The organism is Pseudomonas sp. W2Oct36, assembly GCF_041060465.1.
Taxonomy (GTDB): Bacteria; Pseudomonadota; Gammaproteobacteria; order Pseudomonadales; family Pseudomonadaceae; genus Aquipseudomonas; species Aquipseudomonas graminis_B.
In genome coordinates, this window is the sequence record NZ_JAUERW010000007.1 from 190328 (window position 1) to 210774 (window position 20447).

The following is a 20447-nucleotide window of genomic DNA, read 5'->3' on the forward strand; positions in this document are numbered from 1 at the left end:
CAGTTGCAAAAAGCCGCGCATCATACCAGCAGCTCCGGGCGATGGGGCCTGGCGCGTGTCGTCGGATTGCAAATGTCCGGATCGGCTTGCCCCATCCGGGCGCCCCGCTGCGTCAAAACGCTCATCACAAACCCTGAACGTTTCCGAAACCTCACAAGTCGTACCCCTTAAGACGCAGATCACTGCGCTGATCGAGTACCTACCGTGAGGCTTCCCATGAGTGCAACCAATGAACAGGCGTTCGCAGGGCATTCCATCGCCCTGACGTTGAACGGCCAGACCCGACAAGTGGACGTGCAGCCCTGGACCACGCTGCTGGATCTGTTGCGCGAGCAGCTCGATCTGGTCGGCACCAAAAAGGGCTGTGACCACGGCCAATGCGGTGCATGCACCGTGCTGCGCGATGGCAAACGCATCAATGCGTGCCTGACCCTGGCGATCATGTGTGACGGCGCCGAGCTGACCACGATCGAAGGGCTTGCCGAAGGCGACACGCTGCACCCCATGCAGCAAGCGTTCATCAAACATGACGCCTTCCAGTGCGGCTACTGCACGCCCGGGCAGATCTGCTCGGCAGTCGGCCTGGCCAACGAAGGCCGCGCCAGCACCGATGACGAAGTGAAAGAACTGATGAGCGGCAACCTGTGCCGTTGCGGCGCCTACAGCAATATCCGCGCGGCGGTGGTGGAAGTCTTGCCATTGATGAATGCCGCACCGGGTCAGGGAGGGCGCGGCCAATGAATCCCTTCAGCTACAGCAAGCCTTCCGACATCGCTCAGGCGGTCAATCTTGCAGGTCCTGCCAGCCGGTTCATCGCAGGCGGTACGAACCTGCTGGATTTGATGAAAGAAAACGTCGCCCGCCCCGAGCACCTGATCGACATCACCGGGCTGCCGCTCAAAGACGTCCGCGCAACCGACACTGGCGGCCTGATGATCGGCGCGCTGGTGAGTAACGCCGACCTGGCCTGGCATCCGCTGATCGAGCGCGATTATCCGCTGCTGTCCCAAGCCATTCTGGCGGGCGCCTCGCCGCAGTTGCGCAACATGGCGAGCACCGGTGGCAACCTGCTGCAGCGCACCCGCTGCTACTACTTCTACGACTCAACCGTGCCGTGCAACAAGCGCGAGCCTGGCACGGGTTGCCCGGCGAAAGAGGGCCTGAACCGCATCCACGCGATCCTGGGCGCCAGCGATGCCTGCGTCGCGACTCACCCCTCGGACATGTGCGTGGCCCTGGCTGCGCTCGAAGCCCGCGTCCACGTCCAGGGGCGCGCCGGTGCCCGGGTGATCGAGTTCGCTGACTTCCATCGCTTGCCGGGAGATGCGCCGCAGCGCGACAACCAGCTCGCCGACGATGAACTGATCACCGCTGTCGAGCTGCCAGCGCCACGTTTTCAGCAGCACAGCCACTACCTGAAAATCCGTGACCGCGCCTCTTACGCCTTTGCCCTGATCTCAGTGGCCGCGGCTGTCGAGCTTGATGGCGACGTCATCCGTGACGTGCGCATCGCCCTGGGTGGCGTGGCGCACAAACCTTGGCGCGACACGGCCGTCGAGCAGTCGCTCAAAGGTCAGCCGGTCTCGCGGGAAAACTTTGTTGCCGCCGCCGACGCGATGCTGCGCGACGCTCAGCCGCTGGCGCACAACGCTTTCAAGATCAAGCTGGCCCGCCGCGCGATCGTTCGCGCCTTGAGCGATGCCACCTTGGGAGGAACTGTTTAATGAACGCCAATACACCCACCCCGGGAAAGGCCTCCGCGCTGGGCCAACCGATGGACCGCGTCGATGGACGCCTGAAAGTCACCGGCCAGGCCCGCTACGCCGGCGAGTACCCGGAGGCAGGCTTGCTGCATGCCAGCGTGGTCTCCAGCACTATCGCCTTGGGTCGCGTCGTGCGTATCGATGCCTCGCAAGCGCTGGCGGTTCCTGGCGTGATCGCGGTTATCGATCACACCAATCGCCCGCACATCGCCAGCTATGACGAGGACTATCAGGACGCCGACGCCGCCGAAGGCTCGCCGTTCCGCCCGTTCTACAACGACCACGTGCTTTACAGCGGCCAGCCGCTGGCGCTGGTAGTGGCAGACACCCTTGAACTGGCGCGGCATGCCGGCTCCCTCGTGCGCATTGAGTACGAAACCAAGCCGCACCAGACCGACCTCAGTGTGGGTCAGAGTGACGCCCACACCGCGCCGGCCGAAACGCCGAAACCGCGTGGGGATTTTTCGGGCGCATTCGCCCAGGCGGCGGTCACGGTCGACAGCCACTACAGCACGCCCAACGAACACCACAACCCGATGGAGCCGCACGCCTCCACGGTGTTCTTCAAGGCTGACGGCAGCCTGGAGATCCACGATAAAACCCAAGGCACGCAGAACTGCCAGGACTACCTGCACAGTGTGTTCGGTCTGGAGAAAGAGAAGATCCGCATCCTCGCAGCCTTCGTCGGTGGCGCCTTCGGTTCCGGCCTGCGTCCGCAATACCAGTTGCCGCTGGCCGTCATGGCGGCATTGAAGCTCCAGCGTTCGGTGCGTCTGACCCTGACCCGCCAGCAGATGTTTACCTTCGGCTATCGTCCGCAAACCTTGCAGCACATGCGGCTCGGGGCGTCCAAAGACGGCAAGCTGATGGCGGTCGCCCACGACGCCATCGGTCAGACCTCGCGCTTTGAGGACTTTGCCGAGCACGTCGTTGAATGGAGCGGCATGCTCTATCAGTGCGACAACGTGGCATTGAGCTACAAGCTCGCGCCGCTGGACGTTTACACGCCGCTGGACATGCGTGCACCGGGCGCCGCTTCCGGCATGGTCGCGCTGGAATGTGCGATGGACGAGCTGGCCATTGCGGCCGGTATCGACCCCGTGCAGCTGCGAGTGGTCAACTTTGCCGACAGCAACGGCAACGAAGGCAAGCCTTACTCCAGTAAAGAACTGCTGGCGTGTTACGAACAAGGCGCCGAGCGTTTCGGCTGGAGCAAGCGCAACCCAGAGCCGCGCAGCATGCGTCAGGGCCGGCAACTGGTGGGTTGGGGCATGGCCGGAGGTGTATGGGAAGCCATGCAGATGCCCGCCAGCGCCAAGGCCAGTATCGATAGCAGCGGCAAGATCACCGTCAGCAGCGCCACCACCGACATCGGCACTGGCACTTACACGGTCATGACCCAGATCGCCGCTGAGGCCGCTGGCGTGAAGCCTGAGGACGTCACCTTCGTACTGGGTGATTCTTCGCTGCCGACGTCGCCATTGCAGGGTGGCTCGTTCACGGTGTCGTCCGTGGGCACGGCGGTGCAGCAGGCCTGTCGTGCCTTGCGCGCCAAGTTGCTCGACGCCGTTCGCATGGCGCATCCGCAACACGCGGTGGTGGACATGGCCGATGTTGTCTGTGGCGACGGTTATCTGCTCATCGACGATGAGCGTTTTGCTTACGCCGACATTGTCCGCGAGTCGTCCCACGAGACGCTTGAAGTGCAGATCGACGCCAAGCCTGACGACAAGCGCGAAGGCTATTCGACGGCAACGCACTCGGCGGTATTCGTCGAAGTGCTGGTGGACGAAGACCTGGGCACTATCCGCGTCAATCGGGTGGTGGACGCCGTTGCGGCGGGCCGTGTGGTCAATCCGAAAACCGCGCGCAGCCAGATTCTCGGCGGCGTGGTTTGGGGTATCGGTCAGGCGTTGCAGGAAGAAAGCCAGACCGACCACACCCTCGGGCGCTTCATGAACCACAGCCTGGCCGAGTATCACATTCCGGTGAACGCGGACATCGGCGAGATCGACGTGCTGTTCGTGGAAGAGAACGACAGCATCGTCAATGACCTGGGCTCCAAGGGTGTGGGCGAGATCGGCATCGTCGGCGTGGCCTCGGCCATTGCCAATGCCATCTACCACGCCACGGGCAAGCGGGTCCGGGAATTCCCGATTACGCTGGATAAAGTGCTGTAACCAACGCCGTATCTTGTGCCCTGATCGTTCTCACGCTCTGCGTGGGAACGATCATTTTCTCTGCTGTGCCCTCGAATCCCCCTCATTCAATGTCGCCCCAGTGCAAGCACAGGTCGCGCTGGTGCGCTTGTTGCTCAGGCCTGCTGCGTACCTTGCACCAACGCGGCAGCCACCGAATTGCCGTGGGTCTTCAAGCCTTGAAAAACTGCCGGAAAGAGCTGAATAAAATAACGAGCCGACCCGAGGAGCACCCATGAACTCATTTATTCGTCATATCAGTTGCGCTGTGTTGATGCTGAGCAGCAACGCCCTGATGGCTGCAGAACCCGCCAAATGCCAAAACGTGCGCATGGGTGTGGTCAACTGGACGGACGTCGTCGCCACCAGCGCTGTTGCTGAAGTGCTGCTGCAGAACATGGGCTACGAGGTCAAACAGACCAGCGCCGCTCAGCAAATCGTCTTCGGCGGTTTGCGTGACGATCGACTCGACGTGTTCATGGGTTACTGGAAGCCGGCGATGGACAAGAACATCGCGCCGTTTGTGGCCGCCAATCAGGTCAAAGTCCTCGACGTGCCGAGCATGAGTGATGCCCAGGCAACCCTTGCGGTGCCGGATTACGTGGCGTCAGGCGGATTGAAAACATTCGGCGATATCGCCAAATTCAAGGACAAACTCGGTGGCAAGATCTACGGCATCGAGCCCGGCACCGGCGCCAACGCCAACATCAAGGGCATGATCGAGAAGAACCAGTTCGGGCTCGGCGGTTTCCAGTTGGTCGAGTCCGGGGAGGCGGGCATGCTCGCGGCGGTGCAGCGTGCGATCAAGCGTAATGAATGGGTAGTATTCGTTGGCTGGACCCCGCACCCGATGAACATCAACATGAAGATCGCCTACCTGACCGGCAGCGAAGATGTGTTCGGGCCGGGTGAAGGGGCTGCGACCGTTTCCGTGGTCACGGCGCCGGATTACGCATCGCGCTGCCCGAACGTCAGCAAGCTGATGAGCAACCTGAAGTTCACGGCCGCTCAGGAAAGCCAGATGATGGTGCCGATCATGGACCGCAAGGCGCCAACCGACGTTGCTCGCCAGTGGCTCAAGGATCATCCTGAAGACATGAAGCGCTGGCTGGATGGCGTGACAACATTCGATGGCAAAGACGCAGCGTCCGCCGTGCAAGTGGCGGTGAACAAGTAACCAAGCACGCCTGGCCAAGGGCTCGGGCTGGAGCAGCCAATGCCCACGTCTTACCCGCTGTCCCCCGAAATGTCGGCGTTCGTGACCCATACCCTGAGTTTCAGCAGCACGTCCGAGGACATCAACGAGCAACGCCGCGCTTATTCCCGGATGAGTGAAGCGTTCACGCCCACCCGTCCGGGGCAGCTCGATGTAAGGGACTTCGCCCTCGGCGGCGTGGCGGTGCGCAGTTACCGGCCTCAGCGATTGTCCCTCGAACGCCCGGCGCCGTGCGTGATGTACCTCCACGGCGGCGGCTGGGTGGTGGGCGATCTCGATTCCCACGACTTTCTGACCGCGGCACTGGCGGCCGACCTCAATGCCGTGGTCATCGCCGTGGATTACCGGCTGGCGCCCGAACATCCATTTCCCGCAGGGTTCGGCGACTGTCTGGCGGTCTGGCACGCCTTGCAGATACACGCACAGCGGCTGGACATCGACCCACGCCGTATCGCCATCGCCGGGGATAGCGCCGGCGGCAATCTTGCCGCTGCAGTGTGCCTGGCATTGCGCGATTCCGGTGAGCGCCAGCCGGTGGGGCAGGCGCTGATTTACCCGGAACTGGGCGGCGCCAACGATCTGCCGTCGCGCCATGAATGCGCCGACGCGCCGCTTCTTTCTACCGCTGAGCTGGCGTATTACCGGCAGCTCTACATGACGGCGGACGAACAATCGGCCTATGCCCGGCCACTCGACGCCGGAAATTTCAATGATCTGGCGCCTGCGTTCATTGCTGTCGCGCAGTTCGACCCCTTGCGTGATGACGGCGTCTGCTACGAGCGTGCATTGCGCGAAGCGGGTGTGCGCACCGAGTTCGATCCCGGGCTCGGGCTGCTTCACGGCAGTCTCAGGGCCAAAGGCCAGGTGCCGGAAGTGGACGCGCTTTATCAGCGGCTGGTTTGCGCGCTGTTGGGCTTTATTCGCGTTCCTTTTTAGGGCCTTGCACCTGGAGGTTTTAACTGCCGTGCTGCAGATTCGCCGCTCTGCTCTGCTTCCCGTCAACTGCACTGCCCTGAAAGGTGAGTCAACTCGCCACGCGACAAAAGACCACGCAGAGCAAGTGCCGAAATGGGACTACTCTTTCCATGTCAGCTGACCTGGATCAATACCTTGGCGTGTATTGGTCGAACTGGCCGCCTGACGCATCTCCCCGGTCGCCGACCTGAGTACGAAACCACGAGAACAACGGCCACACCTCGTACTCAATACACCGTGGGGGCAGTCGCTGCAGGCCCCAAGTCTGAAGCCAGTTCCACCTGATAGAGGAAGACCTATGTTCGGCTTAGAGGCGCTCGATCTCGCCCGAATCCAGTTTGCGTTCACTGTTTCATTTCACATTCTTTTCCCTGCCATCACCATTGGTCTGGCGAGCTTCCTCGCGGTGCTCGAAGGCTTGTGGCTGAAAACCCATGACAACACTTATCGCGACCTCTATCACTTCTGGTCGAAAATCTTTGCCGTCAACTTCGGCATGGGTGTGGTTTCCGGGTTGGTCATGGCCTACGAGTTCGGCACTAACTGGAGCCGCTTCTCCGACTTCGCCGGTGCTGTGACCGGGCCCTTGCTGACCTACGAGGTGCTCACGGCGTTCTTCCTCGAAGCGGGCTTCCTGGGCGTCATGCTGTTCGGCTGGAACCGTGTCGGTCGCGGCCTGCACTTCTTCGCCACGTCCATGGTCGCGGTTGGCACGCTGATTTCGACCTTCTGGATTCTGGCCTCCAACAGCTGGATGCAGACCCCGCAGGGCTTCGAGATCATTGATGGCCGCATCATCCCGGTGGACTGGTTCGCGGTGATCTTCAACCCGTCGTTCCCGTACCGCCTGATGCACATGGCAATCGCCGCCTTCGTCTCCACGGCGTTCTTCGTCGGCGCCTCCGCCGCCTGGCATCTGCTGCGTGGTCGTGACAATCCGGCGATTCGCAGGATGCTGTCCATGGCCATGTGGATGGCGCTGATCGTTGCGCCAATTCAGGCCATGGTGGGCGACGCTCACGGCCTGAACACCCTTGAGCATCAACCGGCCAAGATCGCAGCGATCGAAGGTCACTGGGAGAACGTCGGTGACGAGCCGACCCCGCTGATCCTGTTCGGCATCCCGGACATGAAAGAAGAGCGCACCAAATACGCGGTCGAGATTCCGTATCTGGGCAGCCTGATCCTGACCCACAGCCTGGACAAGCAGATCCCGGCGCTGAAGTCCTTCCCGCCGGAAGACCGTCCGAATGCGCTGATCGTGTTCTGGTCGTTCCGCGTCATGGTGGCGCTGGGCATGCTGATGATCGCGGTCGGTCTGTGGAGTGCCTGGTTGCGCTGGCGCGGCGGGCTGTACACCAATCGCTGGTTCCTGCGGCTGGTCATGTGCATGGGGCCGGCCGGTCTGATTGCGATGCTGGCGGGCTGGTTTACCACCGAAATCGGGCGTCAGCCCTGGGTGGTCTACGGGATCATGCGCACGGCGAATGCCGTGTCCAGACACAGCGTTGAACAGTTGAGCATCACGCTGGTGCTGTTCGTGGTGGTGTATTTCCTGCTGTTCGGCACAGGCTTCGGCTACATGATGCGTCTGGTGCGCAAAGGGCCAAAAACCCATGAAGGCGACACGCCGGCACATGGCGGACCAGGGCAGAAACGCACCCCGGCGCGTCCTCTCTCTGCTGCTGATGAAAGCAGCACGGACCACCGTAAAGACAGCCTGACTGAGGGGAACTGAGCCATGGGTATCGATCTTCCACTGATCTGGGCCGTGATCATCATCTTCGGCGTCATGATGTACGTCATCATGGACGGCTTCGATCTGGGCATCGGGATACTGTTCCCGTTCATGAAGGACAAGACGGACCGCGACGTGATGATGAACACCGTCGCACCGGTCTGGGACGGCAATGAAACCTGGCTGGTACTGGGCGGGGCCGGCTTGTTCGGCGCCTTCCCGCTGGCCTACTCGGTCGTGCTCGAAGCGCTGTACCTGCCGTTGATCTTCATGCTGTTCGGGCTGATCTTTCGCGGCGTGGCGTTCGAGTTTCGCTTCAAGGCCACTGATATCAAGCGCCACCTGTGGGACAAGGCGTTCATCGGCGGTTCGCTGGTGGCGACATTCTTCCAGGGCGTGGCACTGGGCGCGTACATCGACGGCATTCCCGTGGTCGACCGAGCCTATGCCGGCGGTGGCCTGGACTGGCTGACGCCGTTCTCGATCTTCTGCGGTCTGGCGCTGATCGTGGCATACGCATTGCTCGGCTGCACCTGGCTGATCATGAAGACCGAAGGGGCGTTGCAAAAAGCCATGCACGATCTGGCACGACCTTTGGCCCTGGCCACGCTGGTGGTCATGGCGATCGTCAGCCTGTGGACGCCACTGGCCCATCAGGCCATCGCCGATCGCTGGTTCAGCCTGCCAAACCTGTTGTGGTTCATGCCGGTGCCGGCGCTGGTCATGCTGACGATGTACGGCCTGTTCAAAGCGGTGGCGCGCAACGCCAACTACGCGCCGTTCCTGTTGACGCTGGTGCTGATCTTCCTGGGCTACAGCGGTCTGGGCATCAGCTTGTGGCCGAACATTATTCCGCCAACCGTGTCCATCTGGGCCGCTGCCTCGCCGCCACAGAGCCAGGGTTTCATGCTGGTCGGTACGCTGTTCATCATTCCGCTGATTCTGGGTTACACGTTCTGGAGCTATTACGTATTCCGCGGCAAAGTCACCCACGAACACGGCTATCACTAGCAGCCAGTGGCCCCGGGTTATTGCCGGGGCCTGACTGCGGGAGAGGAGGGTTTAGCGATGTCGGTTAAAGAATCTGTTCAGTACGAAGGTCGGAATCAACACGAGCACAAGCGCGAGGTTGATCCAGCGCAAGGCAAGCCACTGTGGCAGCGCCTCGGCTGGCTGTTGATCATCTGGACCGGCAGCGTGCTGGCGCTGCTCGTGGTCGCCATGCTGCTGCGCATGTTCATGACAGCGGCAGGCATGAAGTCGCACTGAGTTATTCCCGCTCGATAAAAAACCCGCCTCGGCGGGTTTTTTTTGGCTGCACATCTGAAGTCAGGACGACGAGCGCGGTGAGCTATTTACGCGCCTTGAGGATCACGAACTTCGGCGTCGCCGCCACTTGCTCCACGCCCCGGAACAGCCGCGCCAGTTTGCTGTGGTAGCCCAGATGACGGTTGCCGACGATGTACAGCGCACCGCCAGTGACGAGCGCCGAGCGCGCCTGCTGGAACATCCGCCAGGCGAGGAAATCGCCGACTACTTGTTGCTGGTGAAACGGCGGATTGCACAGGACGACGTCCAGCGAATCGGGTTCCTGCGACGCCAGCCCGTCACCTGCGTGAATCACCGCCGGCCGCTCGCCGAGGGCCAGTCTCCAGTTCTCCTGCGCCGACTGCACCGCCATGAACGACTCGTCCACCAGCGTGTAATGCGCGTCAGGGTTGTCCAAGGCACTGGCGATGGCGAGCACGCCATTGCCGCAGCCCAGATCCGCGACCCGCGCCGAGCCCAGGCCTTTGGGCAAGTACGGCAGGAAGGCCCGCGTGCCGATGTCCAGACCGTCACGGCAAAACACGTTGGCGTGGTTGATCAGTTCGATCTTCGGCTCGTCCAGCGTGTAACGGGTGGGGTAGGGCGAAGGCTGAACGGTTTTGACCTCAGGGGTGCAGAACAGCAGCCGCGCTTTTTTCACGGCGAGGGATGCCTGCACGGGGCCGATGTACTCTTCCATCAGCTCGCCAGCCGAGCGGGGCAGGTGCTTGATCATCCCGGCGGCGACGACTTTGGCGTTCGGGGCCAGTTGGTCCTGCAAACGAATCAGCTGTTCTTCCAGCAAGGCGAGTGTCTTCGGCACGCGAATCAGCACCCAGTCGAAGGGGCCGGTCAACGGCGCGCTGGCCGGGATCACCGGCACCGCGTCGTAGGTCAGGCCGTTGCGCACCAGGTTCTTTTCCAGAGCCTGGGCGCCGAGGTACGAATCCGTGCTGCTGACCACTGTGGCATGGGGCGCGAGACTGGCTGCGAGCGCGCCGAAACTGTCGTTGAGCACCAGTACCCGTGTTTGCAGCGTCACGCCCTGTTCAGCGACGTGGTTGAGCAGGTACTCGTCAGCGGCATCGAAGGCCTGCAAGGGCTCATCCGACTGTTCCGGCTGGCGGATCAGATCGAGCTGGGCAAGCGGGGTGGTAAGCAGGGGCATGGGCGGAGCATTTCCAGTCGTTGATGGCGTGATCGGCGTGCTGGCGGGAGTTGCACCTGTGCCGGCGTCACGAGGTTCGCGAAGCCGGCGATTTTACGTGTTTTTTGCCCACACGCACCGGGCTTTTCGTCCTGGCTTCGCCCCAGCGTGGCCTTATGCCTAGATCACCCCGTCTTTCGTTGCCTGAACCACTGCCGACATCTTGTTGCAGGCGCCGATCTTCTGAATGGCTTTGCCCACGTGGAAATTAACGGTGCGCGCTGTGACATCAAGGATCAACGCGACTTCGGCCGCCGTCTTGCCCGTAGCGCACCACTTCAATACCTCTACCTCTCTGATCGTCAGGCCCTTGTAGGTGAGCGTCTCCGCGCTCGTCGTGCAGCCGTCCCCCCTCTTGCCGATGTCCATCGCGTGCCTCCATGCTCAGTCTTGATCGTCCTGATCGAAGTCTAGGAAACAATCACGGCCTCAAAAGCGTCGCGCCTGGGGAACAAGCCGGAGTGGTGACTGATGAGCTACCAGCGGCATCTTTGAACGGCCATAAAATCAAAAGGTTAGGGCAGCGTTATGCGCCGTTGCGAGCCGCTTCGCGATTACACCGATAGCGAAATACTCTAAAAATCGCTCAGTCCGCTGCGGATATCACTACAAACCGACGGTGTTTATCGCGGCGGGTTTGCGGGACACTGATCACCCTTTTTTGCGAGACAGGAGCCAGGAGCGCCCCATGACTGCCAGTGCAGAGAAATTCACCCGGCAAACGCTGCTGGACGTTACGCCGCTGACTCCCAGTCTCTTTACCTTTCGCACCACCCGCGATCCCGGTTTCCGCTTCACGGCGGGACAATTCGCACGTCTGGGCGTCAACAAACCCGATGGCACGACGGTGTGGCGGGCGTACTCGGTGGTGTCCTCACCCTTCGATGAATTCCTCGAATTTTTCTCGATCGTGGTGCCCAACGGCGAATTCACCAGCGAGTTGAGCCGGCTTCGTCAGGGCGACACGCTGATGGTGGAAAAACAGGCGGTGGGTTACCTGACCCTGGATCGCTTCACCGATGGTCGCGACCTCTGGATGTTATCCACAGGCACTGGCGTGGCGCCGTTTCTGTCGATTCTTCAGGACTTTGAGGTCTGGGAAAAATTCGAGCGCATCATTCTGGTGTACAGCGCTCGCGAGTCCCGGGAGCTGGCCTACCAGCAGTTGATTGCCAAGCTGACCCAGCGCGAATACCTGGCTGAGTACGCTCACAAATTCACGTTTATCGCGACGGTAACGAGGGAGTCGCATCCGGGGGCGCTCAGCGGACGGATTACCACGCTGATCGAAAACGGTGAGTTGGAGAAGGCGGCCGGTGTGGAGCTGACACCCGAGCACTCACGGGTGATGATTTGCGGCAATCCGCAGATGATCGAAGACACTCGCGCGATACTGAAGACCCGCGACATGCGCCTGGCGCTGACGCGCAAGCCGGGACAGATTGCGGTGGAGAATTACTGGTAGGTTCATACAGCGTTGCAATCGCAAGACCCGCACAGAAGCGGGCTTGCTCGAGTAGATGGGGGTGCATCCGCTGAGTTTCCAGCGGCCGGTATGCCGTCTTCGCGAGCAAGCTCGCTCCCACACGTCCAGCAGCGAGCGGTGATTCCGAGCCATCCCCCGATCCTGTGGGAGCGAGCTTGCTCGCGAAGCTCGCGTTCAGTATGCAGAGCAAACAGCCGGATGCTCGCAGCCCTCAGCCCTTAAACGAACCGGTCGGGCGTCACTGGCAGTGGCGCAGCCGGTTTGCTGTTCTGCTCTTTCAGCAGATCGCGGATTTCGCCCAGCAGCAGTTCTTCTTTGGACGGCGTTGGCGGCAGGGTCGGGGCTTTGGCTTCTTCGCGTTTCAGGCGGTTGATTGCCTTGACGCCCATGAAGATGGCGAATGCCACGATGATAAAGTCGATCACGGTCTGAATGAACTTGCCGTAAGCCAGCACCACCGCTGGCGCGGCACCTTCCGCAGGTCGCAGCACGACCGACAGATCACTGAAGTCCACGCCGCCGATCAGCAACCCGAGGGGCGGCATGATTACATCGCCTACGAACGACGAAACGATCTTGCCGAATGCCGCGCCGATGATGATACCGACGGCCATGTCGACGACGTTTCCTTTTACGGCAAAGGCTTTGAACTCGCTTAGTACGCTCATGGGTGTATTCCTTTGTTACAGATGTGAGGGGTAAATGTAGTGTAAGTCAGCTAGTTGCATCCCGCTTAAACCATGCAATCGACCGGGTACGACCCGGTAAGTTTTATTTAATCCTCCAAAAGCATGCATGCCCGGTAGCGCTGCGCCCGACGGTTTGACGCATCGGGTATGATTGCCCCTTTTTACATCGGGGGTGTCATGGCCAAGGCCAAACGCATGTACGGCTGCACCGAGTGCGGTTCGACGTTTCCCAAATGGGCCGGCCAGTGCAGCGAATGCGGCGCATGGAACACCCTTGTTGAAACCGTAATCGACAACAGCACAGCGGCTGCGCCCAGCGGTCGTTCCGGCTGGACCGGCCAACAGGCGCAGATCAAAACCCTGGCCGAAGTCAGTGTCGAAGAAATCCCGCGTTTTTCCACCAACTCCACTGAGCTGGATCGCGTCCTTGGCGGCGGCCTGGTGGATGGCTCGGTGGTGCTGATCGGCGGCGACCCCGGCATTGGCAAGTCGACCATTCTGTTGCAGACCCTCTGCGCCATAGCCGAGCGCATGCCGGCGCTGTACGTCACCGGCGAAGAGTCGCAGCAGCAGGTCGCGATGCGTGCCCGCAGGCTTGGCCTGCCCCAGGACAAGCTGCGGGTCATGACCGAGACCTGCATCGAAACCATCATTGCCACGGCGCGCATCGAGCAGCCGAAGGTCATGGTGATCGATTCGATCCAGACCATCTTCACCGAACAGCTGCAATCTGCGCCCGGCGGCGTATCCCAGGTGCGCGAGAGCGCCGCGTTGCTGGTGCGATACGCCAAGCAGAGCGGTACCGCGATCTTCCTGGTCGGCCACGTGACCAAAGAAGGCGCGCTGGCCGGGCCTCGCGTCCTGGAGCACATGGTCGACACCGTGTTGTATTTCGAAGGTGAGTCCGATGGCCGCCTGCGCTTGCTGCGCGCCGTGAAGAACCGCTTTGGTGCCGTCAACGAACTGGGCGTTTTCGGCATGACCGACAAAGGTCTGAAAGAAGTCTCGAATCCCTCGGCGATCTTTCTCACCCGCGCGCAGGAAGAAGTCGCGGGCAGCGTGGTCATGGCCACGTGGGAAGGCACCCGGCCGATGCTGGTCGAAGTGCAGGCGCTGGTCGATGACAGCCACCTGTCCAACCCGCGTCGCGTGACGTTGGGGCTGGATCAAAACCGGCTCGCCATGTTGCTGGCGGTATTGCACCGTCACGGCGGCATTCCCACCCATGACCAGGATGTGTTTCTCAACGTCGTGGGCGGGGTGAAAGTGCTGGAAACCGCTTCCGACCTGGCCTTGATGGCCGCCGTGATGTCCAGCCTGCGTAACCGGGCGCTGCCGGGCGACTTGCTGGTGTTCGGTGAAGTGGGCTTGTCGGGAGAAGTGCGCCCCGTGCCCAGTGGGCAGGAGCGACTCAAAGAGGCGGCCAAGCACGGCTTCAAGCGCGCCATCGTGCCCAAGGGCAACGCCCCGAAAGAGTCGCCGCCCGGCCTGACGGTGATCGGCGTGACTCGCCTTGATCAAGCGCTGGACGCGTTGTTCGAATAAGGCGGCGCGCCCTATAGATGTATCAGCGCACCCAGCTCGCGCTCCAGTTCATCGTGATCGGCAATGTTGAGTTCGATCAGTCGGCGCAGGTGCGTCACTGAATCGAGCTCGATGTGCTTGCAGACAAATCCCAGGTGATTGTGATCATCGTGGGTCAGCTGCACCTCCATCACGACGTCTATACCGTCCTGCAACTCGATGTCGACCATGAAGCGCTGGTTGGCATCACCCTCCCAAGGCGAGGGTTTTTCGATCAGCAGCCCCTTGAGCGACAGGTCGATCAGCTGAACCGTCCAGGTCTGCTCGCCCTGGCTGAGTTTGGTTTTCGCGTCGAATGCAACGCGTTTGAAGCGACGACGTTCATTGTGATTCTCGGTCATTACGCTACTACTCCTTCTGCGCCTCAAGCGCCCACTGCGTTGACTATAGGACAAATATCGCGCTAGACCATCGTGGGGGTAGCCTTTCGCTCCGGCGGCGCTAAACTCCGCTTGCTGAATAAAAATAAGTCCACTCAGTTGGAATCAAAAAAAATGAAAAACAATAATGGTCTGCTGCGCCACGTGCCCTGGCTGATGGTTGCCATCCTTGGGGCCTGGGCGCTGGGAGTGGTTGCGTTGCGTCGCGGGGAGGCGATCAACGCACTCTGGATTGTGGTCGCCGCAGTGGCCATTTATCTGGTCGCTTATCGTTACTACAGCCTGTTCATCGCAACTAAGGTCATGCAACTCGACCCGACCCGGGCCACCCCCGCGGTGCTGAAAAATGACGGGCTCGACTACGTTCCCACCAATAAACACATCCTCTTCGGTCACCACTTCGCTGCCATTGCCGGCGCCGGCCCTCTTGTCGGTCCGGTGCTCGCCGCGCAGATGGGGTATCTGCCCGGTACGCTGTGGCTGATTGCCGGTGTCGTGCTGGCCGGTGCGGTTCAGGACTTCATGATCCTGTTCCTTTCCACGCGCCGTAACGGGCGCTCTCTGGGCGACATGGTCCGCGAAGAAATGGGCCGCATTCCCGGCACCATTGCGTTGTTCGGCTGCTTCCTGATCATGATCATCATCCTTGCGGTGCTGGCGCTGATCGTCGTCAAGGCACTGGCCGAGAGCCCATGGGGCATGTTCACGGTCATGGCAACGATTCCGATCGCGATGTTTATGGGCATCTACATGCGCTTCATCCGTCCGGGCCGTATCGGCGAGATCTCGGTGGTGGGCGTCGTGCTGTTGCTGCTGTCGATCTGGGTTGGTGGTCTGGTGGCAGCGAGTCCTGAGTGGGCGCCGATGTTCACGTTCACTGGCGTTCAGATCACCTGGATGCTGGTCGGCTACGGCTTTGTCGCCGCCATGCTCCCGGTCTGGCTGGTACTGGCGCCTCGCGACTACCTGTCCACGTTCCTGAAAATCGGCACCATCATCGCCCTGGCGATCGGCATCCTCATTCTCGCGCCTGAGCTTAAAATGCCTGCGCTGACGCAGTTCACCGACGGCACCGGTCCGGTCTGGAAAGGCACCCTGTTTCCGTTCCTGTTCATCACCATCGCCTGTGGCGCGGTATCCGGTTTCCACGCGCTGATTTCTTCGGGCACCACGCCTAAGCTGCTGGATAACGAAGTCAACGCCCGTTACATCGGTTACGGCGGCATGCTGATGGAGTCGTTCGTGGCGATCATGGCGATGGTCGCGGCTTCGGTCATCGAGCCAGGCGTGTACTTCGCGATGAACAGCCCGGCGGCTATCGTCGGCTCCGACGTCAATTCGGTCGCGCAGATGGTCAGCAGTTGGGGCTTCCTCATCACGCCGGATCAATTGACCGCGGTGGCGAAGGACATCGGCGAAAACACTGTGCTGGCACGTGCCGGTGGTGCACCGACCCTGGCCGTGGGGATCGCTCAGATCCTGCACCAGGCGTTCCCGGGTCAGAACACCATGGCGTTCTGGTACCACTTCGCGATTCTGTTTGAAGCGCTGTTCATCCTGACCGCAGTCGATGCCGGTACCCGTGCCGGCCGCTTCATGCTGCAGGATTTGCTGGGCAGTTTTGTCCCAGCACTGAAACGCACCGAGTCCTGGACCGCCAACGCCATCGGCACCGGTGGTTGTGTCGCGCTGTGGGGGTATCTGCTGTATCAGGGCGTGATCGATCCGCTGGGCGGGATCAACACGTTGTGGCCATTGTTCGGTATCTCCAACCAGATGCTGGCGGGTATTGCGCTGATGCTGGCGACGGTCGTGCTGATCAAAATGAAGCGCCAACAGTACGTGTGGGTCACTATTCTGCCGGCTTCGTGGCTACTGATCTGCACCGTGACCGCAGGCTTCATCAAGCTCTTCGACCCGAGCCCTGCGGTGGGCTTCCTGGCGCTGGCGAAGAAATACAGCGCAGCGGCAGATGCCGGTCAGGTGCTGGCCCCTGCCAAGACCATGGACCAGATGCAGCATGTGATCTTCAACGCCTACACCAACGCCACCCTGACCACGCTGTTCCTGTTCGTGGTCCTGAGCATTCTGTTCTATGCACTGAAAGTGGGGCGTGCGGCGTGGATCAAGAAGGAGCGTACCGACAAGGAATCGCCATTCCAGGCGTTCCCGGAAACCCATTGAGTGCGCTGTAACGCGAGGAGCTGCCTATGTTCAACGATCTGAGTCGCCTGGGTAAGTATCTCGGTCAGGCCGCCCGCCTCATGGTGGGCATGCCGGATTACGACAACTACGTTGAGCATATGCAGAAGACTCACCCGGACAAGCCGGTGATGTCCTACGAAGCGTTCTTCCGGGAACGCCAGGACGCCCGTTACGGCGGGAAGGGCGGGCCCAAGTGTTGCTAATGAAGTGACCCCTGGTCATGCAGGAGTGAGCTTGCTCGCGATGCGTTAATTCAGTCGCCGCTGTACTGACTGACATTTCGAATCGCCAGCAATCTCACTCCTGTTTTTTTTCAGCGAATCGAGGTCTTTTTTTTGTTCACACCTATCCCCGTCACGATCCTCAGCGGCTTTCTCGGCGCCGGCAAAACCACCTTGCTGCGCCATCTGCTCAAGGAGGAGCACGGCCTGAAGATTGCCGTGATCGAGAACGAATTCAGTGATGCCGGCGTCGACACCCAATTACTGGGCGATGAGCCCGTGCAGGTCATGACGCTGTCCAACGGTTGCGTCTGCTGCACCATTCACACCGACCTGACCAAAGCGCTATTCCTTTTGCTGGAGCGGCTCGACAGCGGCGAAATAGCTTTCGATCGGCTGGTCATTGAGTGCACCGGTCTGGCAGACCCCGCACCGGTGGCGCAAACCTTCTTCATCGACGAGGAGCTGCGTGAGCGCTACATCCTCGACGGCATCATTACGCTGGTCGACGCCGCCCATGCCGACACGCACCTGGAGCAGACCATTGCCCAGGCGCAGATCGGCTTCGCGGATCGTCTGCTGGTGAGCAAGACCGATCTGGTGGACGAAGCAGCCTTCAATGCATTGAGCGAGCGCTTGACCCGCATCAACCGACGTGCGCCGATCCGTGTGGTCGAGCACGGCAAGATCGATCTGGCCGAACTGCTGGACGTGCGCGGCTTCAACCTCAACGCTGACATCGGCGGGATGACCTTGCGACCGGCAGCCCCTGCAGGCCGCTCCATCGACCGGATCAGCAGCCTGGTCCTGCGCAGTGACCAGCCGCTGGATATCGACAGGCTCAGCACCTTCATGAACGAGTTGCTGGAAGAGCACGGCAAACAACTGCTGCGCTACAAAGGCGTGCTGAACATCGCTGGCGAAGACCGCAAGCTGGTGTTTCAGGGCGTGCTGAAGCTGTACGGATTTGATTTCGATGTGGAGTGGGCAGAAGGCGAAAAGCGCGAAAGCGTGATCGTGTTCATTGCCGACGAACTGCCGGAAGAGAAGATCCGGGCGGGGTTTGAAATGGTCTCAGAATAGGCTAAGTTTGGCCATCAAATAATATGATGGCCATACAACTCACGCTTTACCCTTGCCCCAAACGTCAGAGGGTGCATAATCAACATTGGTGTCTTTAATATTTAGGCTGATGTATCGTTCCTCTGAGCCTACTTCGGCAGTGATGTATGACCACCACATTGTTTTATCGCTTGAATCGGGAAAATTTTTTGAATGGACCTTAAGGTTAGTTTCGGAGTCCGCTTGTTGAATTAGCAGCCGGCCCCCGCTTAGACTATCCCCTGTTACATGCTTCCAAGGTTGGTCTTTAGCGGACTGCGTCGCTAGCCAGAATAGATGGGGGCGACCAGAGTTTTCATTTGCGTACAGATAGCCATTGTTAGACATGGACAGGAGTTTTCCGGTGTTGGGGCCACTCCTCACCCATATTCTATAGCGACCTCCGCTGCCAACAGTCTCCCATCGGAAGTAAAGCTGAGCTGCGCTGCTTGCGTTCGTGTTTGCGCACAAATATGCAGTATCCTTATTTTTTGCAACCAAATTGTCGTTTAGATTCGACGAGTTCACTGCTTCCGTCGCGTTATATGAAAAGTCAAAATCTACAACATTCGCCGCGCCGTATTTATTAGTAGAGCCATCATTGTAAGTCAATGTAGCCACGAAAGATTTTTCAATATCCGTACTCATAGTGTTTCTCCATGATGTTGCTTTGTTAGGAGTGATAACTATTGCACGGGAAGGTGGGTGTGTCTGCTGTCAGTTTTGACAGTTTAAAGCGTACTTTGAAGTAAAAATGAAATTGATAGCAGATTTTGTTCTTTGAAGCCCGGGGCAGCATGCTATGCGCGAGTTCAGAAGCGTCGCATATGCAGCGTATTGTACGCATGTTCAACGAAGACGGGGACGCTGCCACAAAAAAGCCCGGCTAACAAGCCGGGCTTTTTCACATCAAACAACCGCTATCAAGCGCCGTAAACCGGCAGCTTGGCGCAGATGGCCTGGACCTTCTCGCGAACGGCGTTGATCACCGCTTCGTTGTTCAGGTCGGCCAGGATGTCGCAGATCCAGCCGGCCAGCTCTTTGCACTCTGCTTCCTTGAAGCCGCGAGTGGTCACGGCCGGGGTGCCGAAGCGCAGGCCGGAGGTGACGAACGGGGAGCGTGGATCGTTTGGCACCGAGTTCTTGTTCACGGTGATGAACGCTTTGCCCAGTGCGGCGTCGGCGTCTTTACCGGAGATGTCCTGCTTGATCAGCGACAGCAGGAACAGGTGGTTTTCAGTACCGCCGGACACCACGTCGAAACCACGCTCGATGAACACGCCGGCCATGGCCTTGGCGTTTTTCACCACTTGTTCCTGGTAGGTCTTGAACTCAGGCTGCAGCGCTTCTTTGAAGCAGATCGCCTTGGCCGCGATGACGTGCTCCAGAGGACCGCCCTGGCCACCCGGGAAAACAGCGGAGTTCAGCTTCTTCTCGATCTCGGCATTGGCGCGCGCCAGGATCAGGCCGCCGCGTGGGCCGCGCAGGGTTTTGTGGGTGGTGGTGGTGACGACGTCAGCGAAGGGAACAGGGTTCGGGTAAACGCCTGCAGCGACAAGACCGGCTACGTGCGCCATGTCGACGAACAGGTAAGCGCCGACCTTGTCTGCGATGGCGCGGAAACGCGGGAAGTCGAGGATCTGCGAGTAGGCCGAGAAACCGGCAACGATCATCTTTGGTTTGTGCTCAACAGCCAGACGCTCGACTTCGTCGTAGTCGATCAGGCCGTTGCCGTCGATGCCGTACTGAACGGCGTTGTACAGCTTGCCCGAGGAAGAAACGCTGGCGCCGTGGGTAAGGTGACCGCCGTGTGCCAGGCTCATGCCCAGGATGGTGTCGCCAGCATTGAGCAGCGCCAGGTACACCGCGCTGTTGGCCTGGGAACCCGCGTGTGGCTGGACGTTGGCGTAATCGGCGCCGAACAGTTGCTTGGCGCGGTCGATGGCCAGTTGCTCGACGATGTCGACGTATTCGCAGCCGCCGTAGTAACGCTTGCCGGGGTAGCCTTCAGCGTACTTGTTGGTGAGGACCGAGCCCTGGGCTTCCATGACGGCCGGGCTGGTGTAGTTCTCCGAGGCGATCAGCTCGATGTGATCTTCCTGACGCTTGGCTTCCTGTTCCATGGCGGCGTACAGGTCGGAGTCGTACTTGGCGATGGTCAAATTGCGGCTGAACATGGCGGTCCTCGAGGATCGGGCAGTAGAAAAGGGGGCATTCTAACCCATCGGGTTTTATCTGGCATATGAAAGCGGGTCATGTGCGGGACAAGTGGTTTTCATCCAGGCTGACGCAGCGTCTGTAGGAGCGTGGCTTGTCCCGCGATGTGCCGGGAACCGGCACTGGATCCGTGACCCTCGTTGGAGCTGAGACACCGAA

General features: G+C 60.3%; 19 protein-coding genes. 13 read left to right on the forward strand and 6 right to left on the reverse strand.

Annotation, left to right across the window (positions count from 1 at the left end; genetic code table 11):
• The first annotated feature begins 216 nt into the window (after nucleotides 1-216).
• From QWI18_RS12650 to QWI18_RS12685, 8 genes are all read left to right on the forward strand, one after another.
• The gene (locus QWI18_RS12650) at nucleotides 217-741 is read left to right on the forward strand and encodes a (2Fe-2S)-binding protein (RefSeq protein WP_369318964.1); all 525 of its coding nucleotides are present in this window, start codon (nucleotides 217-219) and stop codon (nucleotides 739-741) included.
• Nucleotides 738-1724 (forward strand): xanthine dehydrogenase family protein subunit M, encoded by a 987-nt coding sequence (locus QWI18_RS12655; RefSeq protein ID WP_369318965.1) that lies wholly within the window; start codon nucleotides 738-740, stop codon nucleotides 1722-1724. The genes QWI18_RS12650 and QWI18_RS12655 overlap by 4 nt, the downstream gene beginning before the upstream one ends.
• Nucleotides 1724-3943, forward strand: coding sequence for a xanthine dehydrogenase family protein molybdopterin-binding subunit (locus tag QWI18_RS12660; protein WP_369318966.1), 2220 nt, complete (start codon nucleotides 1724-1726; stop codon nucleotides 3941-3943). Before QWI18_RS12655 ends, QWI18_RS12660 begins: the two co-directional genes overlap by 1 nt.
• A gap of 253 nt (nucleotides 3944-4196) precedes the next feature.
• On the forward strand, nucleotides 4197-5138 hold the full coding sequence (choX, locus tag QWI18_RS12665; RefSeq protein ID WP_369318967.1) for a choline ABC transporter substrate-binding protein: 942 nt from the start codon (nucleotides 4197-4199) through the stop codon (nucleotides 5136-5138).
• A gap of 39 nt (nucleotides 5139-5177) precedes the next feature.
• Nucleotides 5178-6113, forward strand: coding sequence for an alpha/beta hydrolase (locus QWI18_RS12670; RefSeq protein WP_369318968.1), 936 nt, complete (start codon nucleotides 5178-5180; stop codon nucleotides 6111-6113).
• A gap of 337 nt (nucleotides 6114-6450) precedes the next feature.
• Nucleotides 6451-7890 carry a cytochrome ubiquinol oxidase subunit I gene (locus tag QWI18_RS12675; RefSeq protein ID WP_065987550.1) on the forward strand — a complete coding sequence of 480 codons (1440 nt, stop codon included), beginning with the start codon at nucleotides 6451-6453 and terminating at the stop codon, nucleotides 7888-7890.
• 3 nt (nucleotides 7891-7893) lie between these two features.
• Nucleotides 7894-8901, forward strand: a complete 1008-nt coding sequence (gene cydB / locus QWI18_RS12680) for a cytochrome d ubiquinol oxidase subunit II (RefSeq protein ID WP_369318969.1) — start codon at nucleotides 7894-7896, stop codon at nucleotides 8899-8901.
• Between the two features lie 57 nt (nucleotides 8902-8958).
• Complete coding sequence (locus tag QWI18_RS12685; protein ID WP_369318970.1) at nucleotides 8959-9159, forward strand: DUF2474 domain-containing protein; 201 nt, start codon at nucleotides 8959-8961, stop codon at nucleotides 9157-9159.
• 82 nt (nucleotides 9160-9241) lie between these two features.
• Here QWI18_RS12685 and QWI18_RS12690 read toward each other — a convergent pair whose 3' ends face one another.
• Entirely contained in the window at nucleotides 9242-10366 is a 1125-nt protein-coding gene (locus QWI18_RS12690; RefSeq protein ID WP_065987547.1) for a class I SAM-dependent methyltransferase, read from the reverse strand.
• 159 nt (nucleotides 10367-10525) lie between these two features.
• Nucleotides 10526-10774: a helix-turn-helix transcriptional regulator gene (locus QWI18_RS12695; RefSeq protein ID WP_065987546.1), complete on the reverse strand. Its 249-nt coding sequence runs from the start codon at nucleotides 10772-10774 to the stop codon at nucleotides 10526-10528.
• A gap of 319 nt (nucleotides 10775-11093) precedes the next feature.
• Between QWI18_RS12695 and QWI18_RS12700 the strand changes: the two genes are divergently transcribed.
• Nucleotides 11094-11870 (forward strand): ferredoxin--NADP reductase, encoded by a 777-nt coding sequence (locus QWI18_RS12700; protein WP_369318971.1) that lies wholly within the window; start codon nucleotides 11094-11096, stop codon nucleotides 11868-11870.
• A 239-nt stretch (nucleotides 11871-12109) separates the two neighbouring features.
• Here the strand turns inward: QWI18_RS12700 and mscL are convergent, their stop codons facing one another.
• A complete protein-coding gene (mscL, locus tag QWI18_RS12705; RefSeq protein WP_065987544.1) occupies nucleotides 12110-12559 on the reverse strand; it encodes a large-conductance mechanosensitive channel protein MscL in 450 nt (149 codons plus the stop codon).
• A gap of 198 nt (nucleotides 12560-12757) precedes the next feature.
• Between mscL and radA the strand changes: the two genes are divergently transcribed.
• A complete protein-coding gene (radA, locus tag QWI18_RS12710; RefSeq protein ID WP_074888638.1) occupies nucleotides 12758-14125 on the forward strand; it encodes a DNA repair protein RadA in 1368 nt (455 codons plus the stop codon).
• 11 nt (nucleotides 14126-14136) lie between these two features.
• Here the strand turns inward: radA and QWI18_RS12715 are convergent, their stop codons facing one another.
• A complete protein-coding gene (locus QWI18_RS12715) occupies nucleotides 14137-14505 on the reverse strand; it encodes a PilZ domain-containing protein (RefSeq protein ID WP_192132887.1) in 369 nt (122 codons plus the stop codon).
• Between the two features lie 153 nt (nucleotides 14506-14658).
• Between QWI18_RS12715 and QWI18_RS12720 the strand changes: the two genes are divergently transcribed.
• The 3 genes from QWI18_RS12720 (at nucleotide 14659) to yjiA (ending at nucleotide 18053) form a co-directional block, all read left to right on the forward strand.
• A complete protein-coding gene (locus QWI18_RS12720; protein ID WP_192132885.1) occupies nucleotides 14659-16728 on the forward strand; it encodes a carbon starvation CstA family protein in 2070 nt (689 codons plus the stop codon).
• A 26-nt stretch (nucleotides 16729-16754) separates the two neighbouring features.
• Nucleotides 16755-16952: a YbdD/YjiX family protein gene (locus QWI18_RS12725; protein WP_065987541.1), complete on the forward strand. Its 198-nt coding sequence runs from the start codon at nucleotides 16755-16757 to the stop codon at nucleotides 16950-16952.
• Between the two features lie 132 nt (nucleotides 16953-17084).
• Complete coding sequence (gene yjiA, locus QWI18_RS12730) at nucleotides 17085-18053, forward strand: GTPase (protein WP_192132883.1); 969 nt, start codon at nucleotides 17085-17087, stop codon at nucleotides 18051-18053.
• 39 nt (nucleotides 18054-18092) lie between these two features.
• On the opposite strand, the gene QWI18_RS12735 is transcribed toward yjiA, so the two are convergent.
• Both QWI18_RS12735 and glyA read right to left on the reverse strand, forming a co-directional pair.
• Nucleotides 18093-18719, reverse strand: a complete 627-nt coding sequence (locus QWI18_RS12735; protein ID WP_369318972.1) for a hypothetical protein — start codon at nucleotides 18717-18719, stop codon at nucleotides 18093-18095.
• Nucleotides 18720-18994: 275 nt separating this feature from the next.
• Entirely contained in the window at nucleotides 18995-20248 is a 1254-nt protein-coding gene (gene glyA / locus QWI18_RS12740) for a serine hydroxymethyltransferase (protein WP_192132879.1), read from the reverse strand.
• Nucleotides 20249-20447 lie beyond the last annotated feature (199 nt).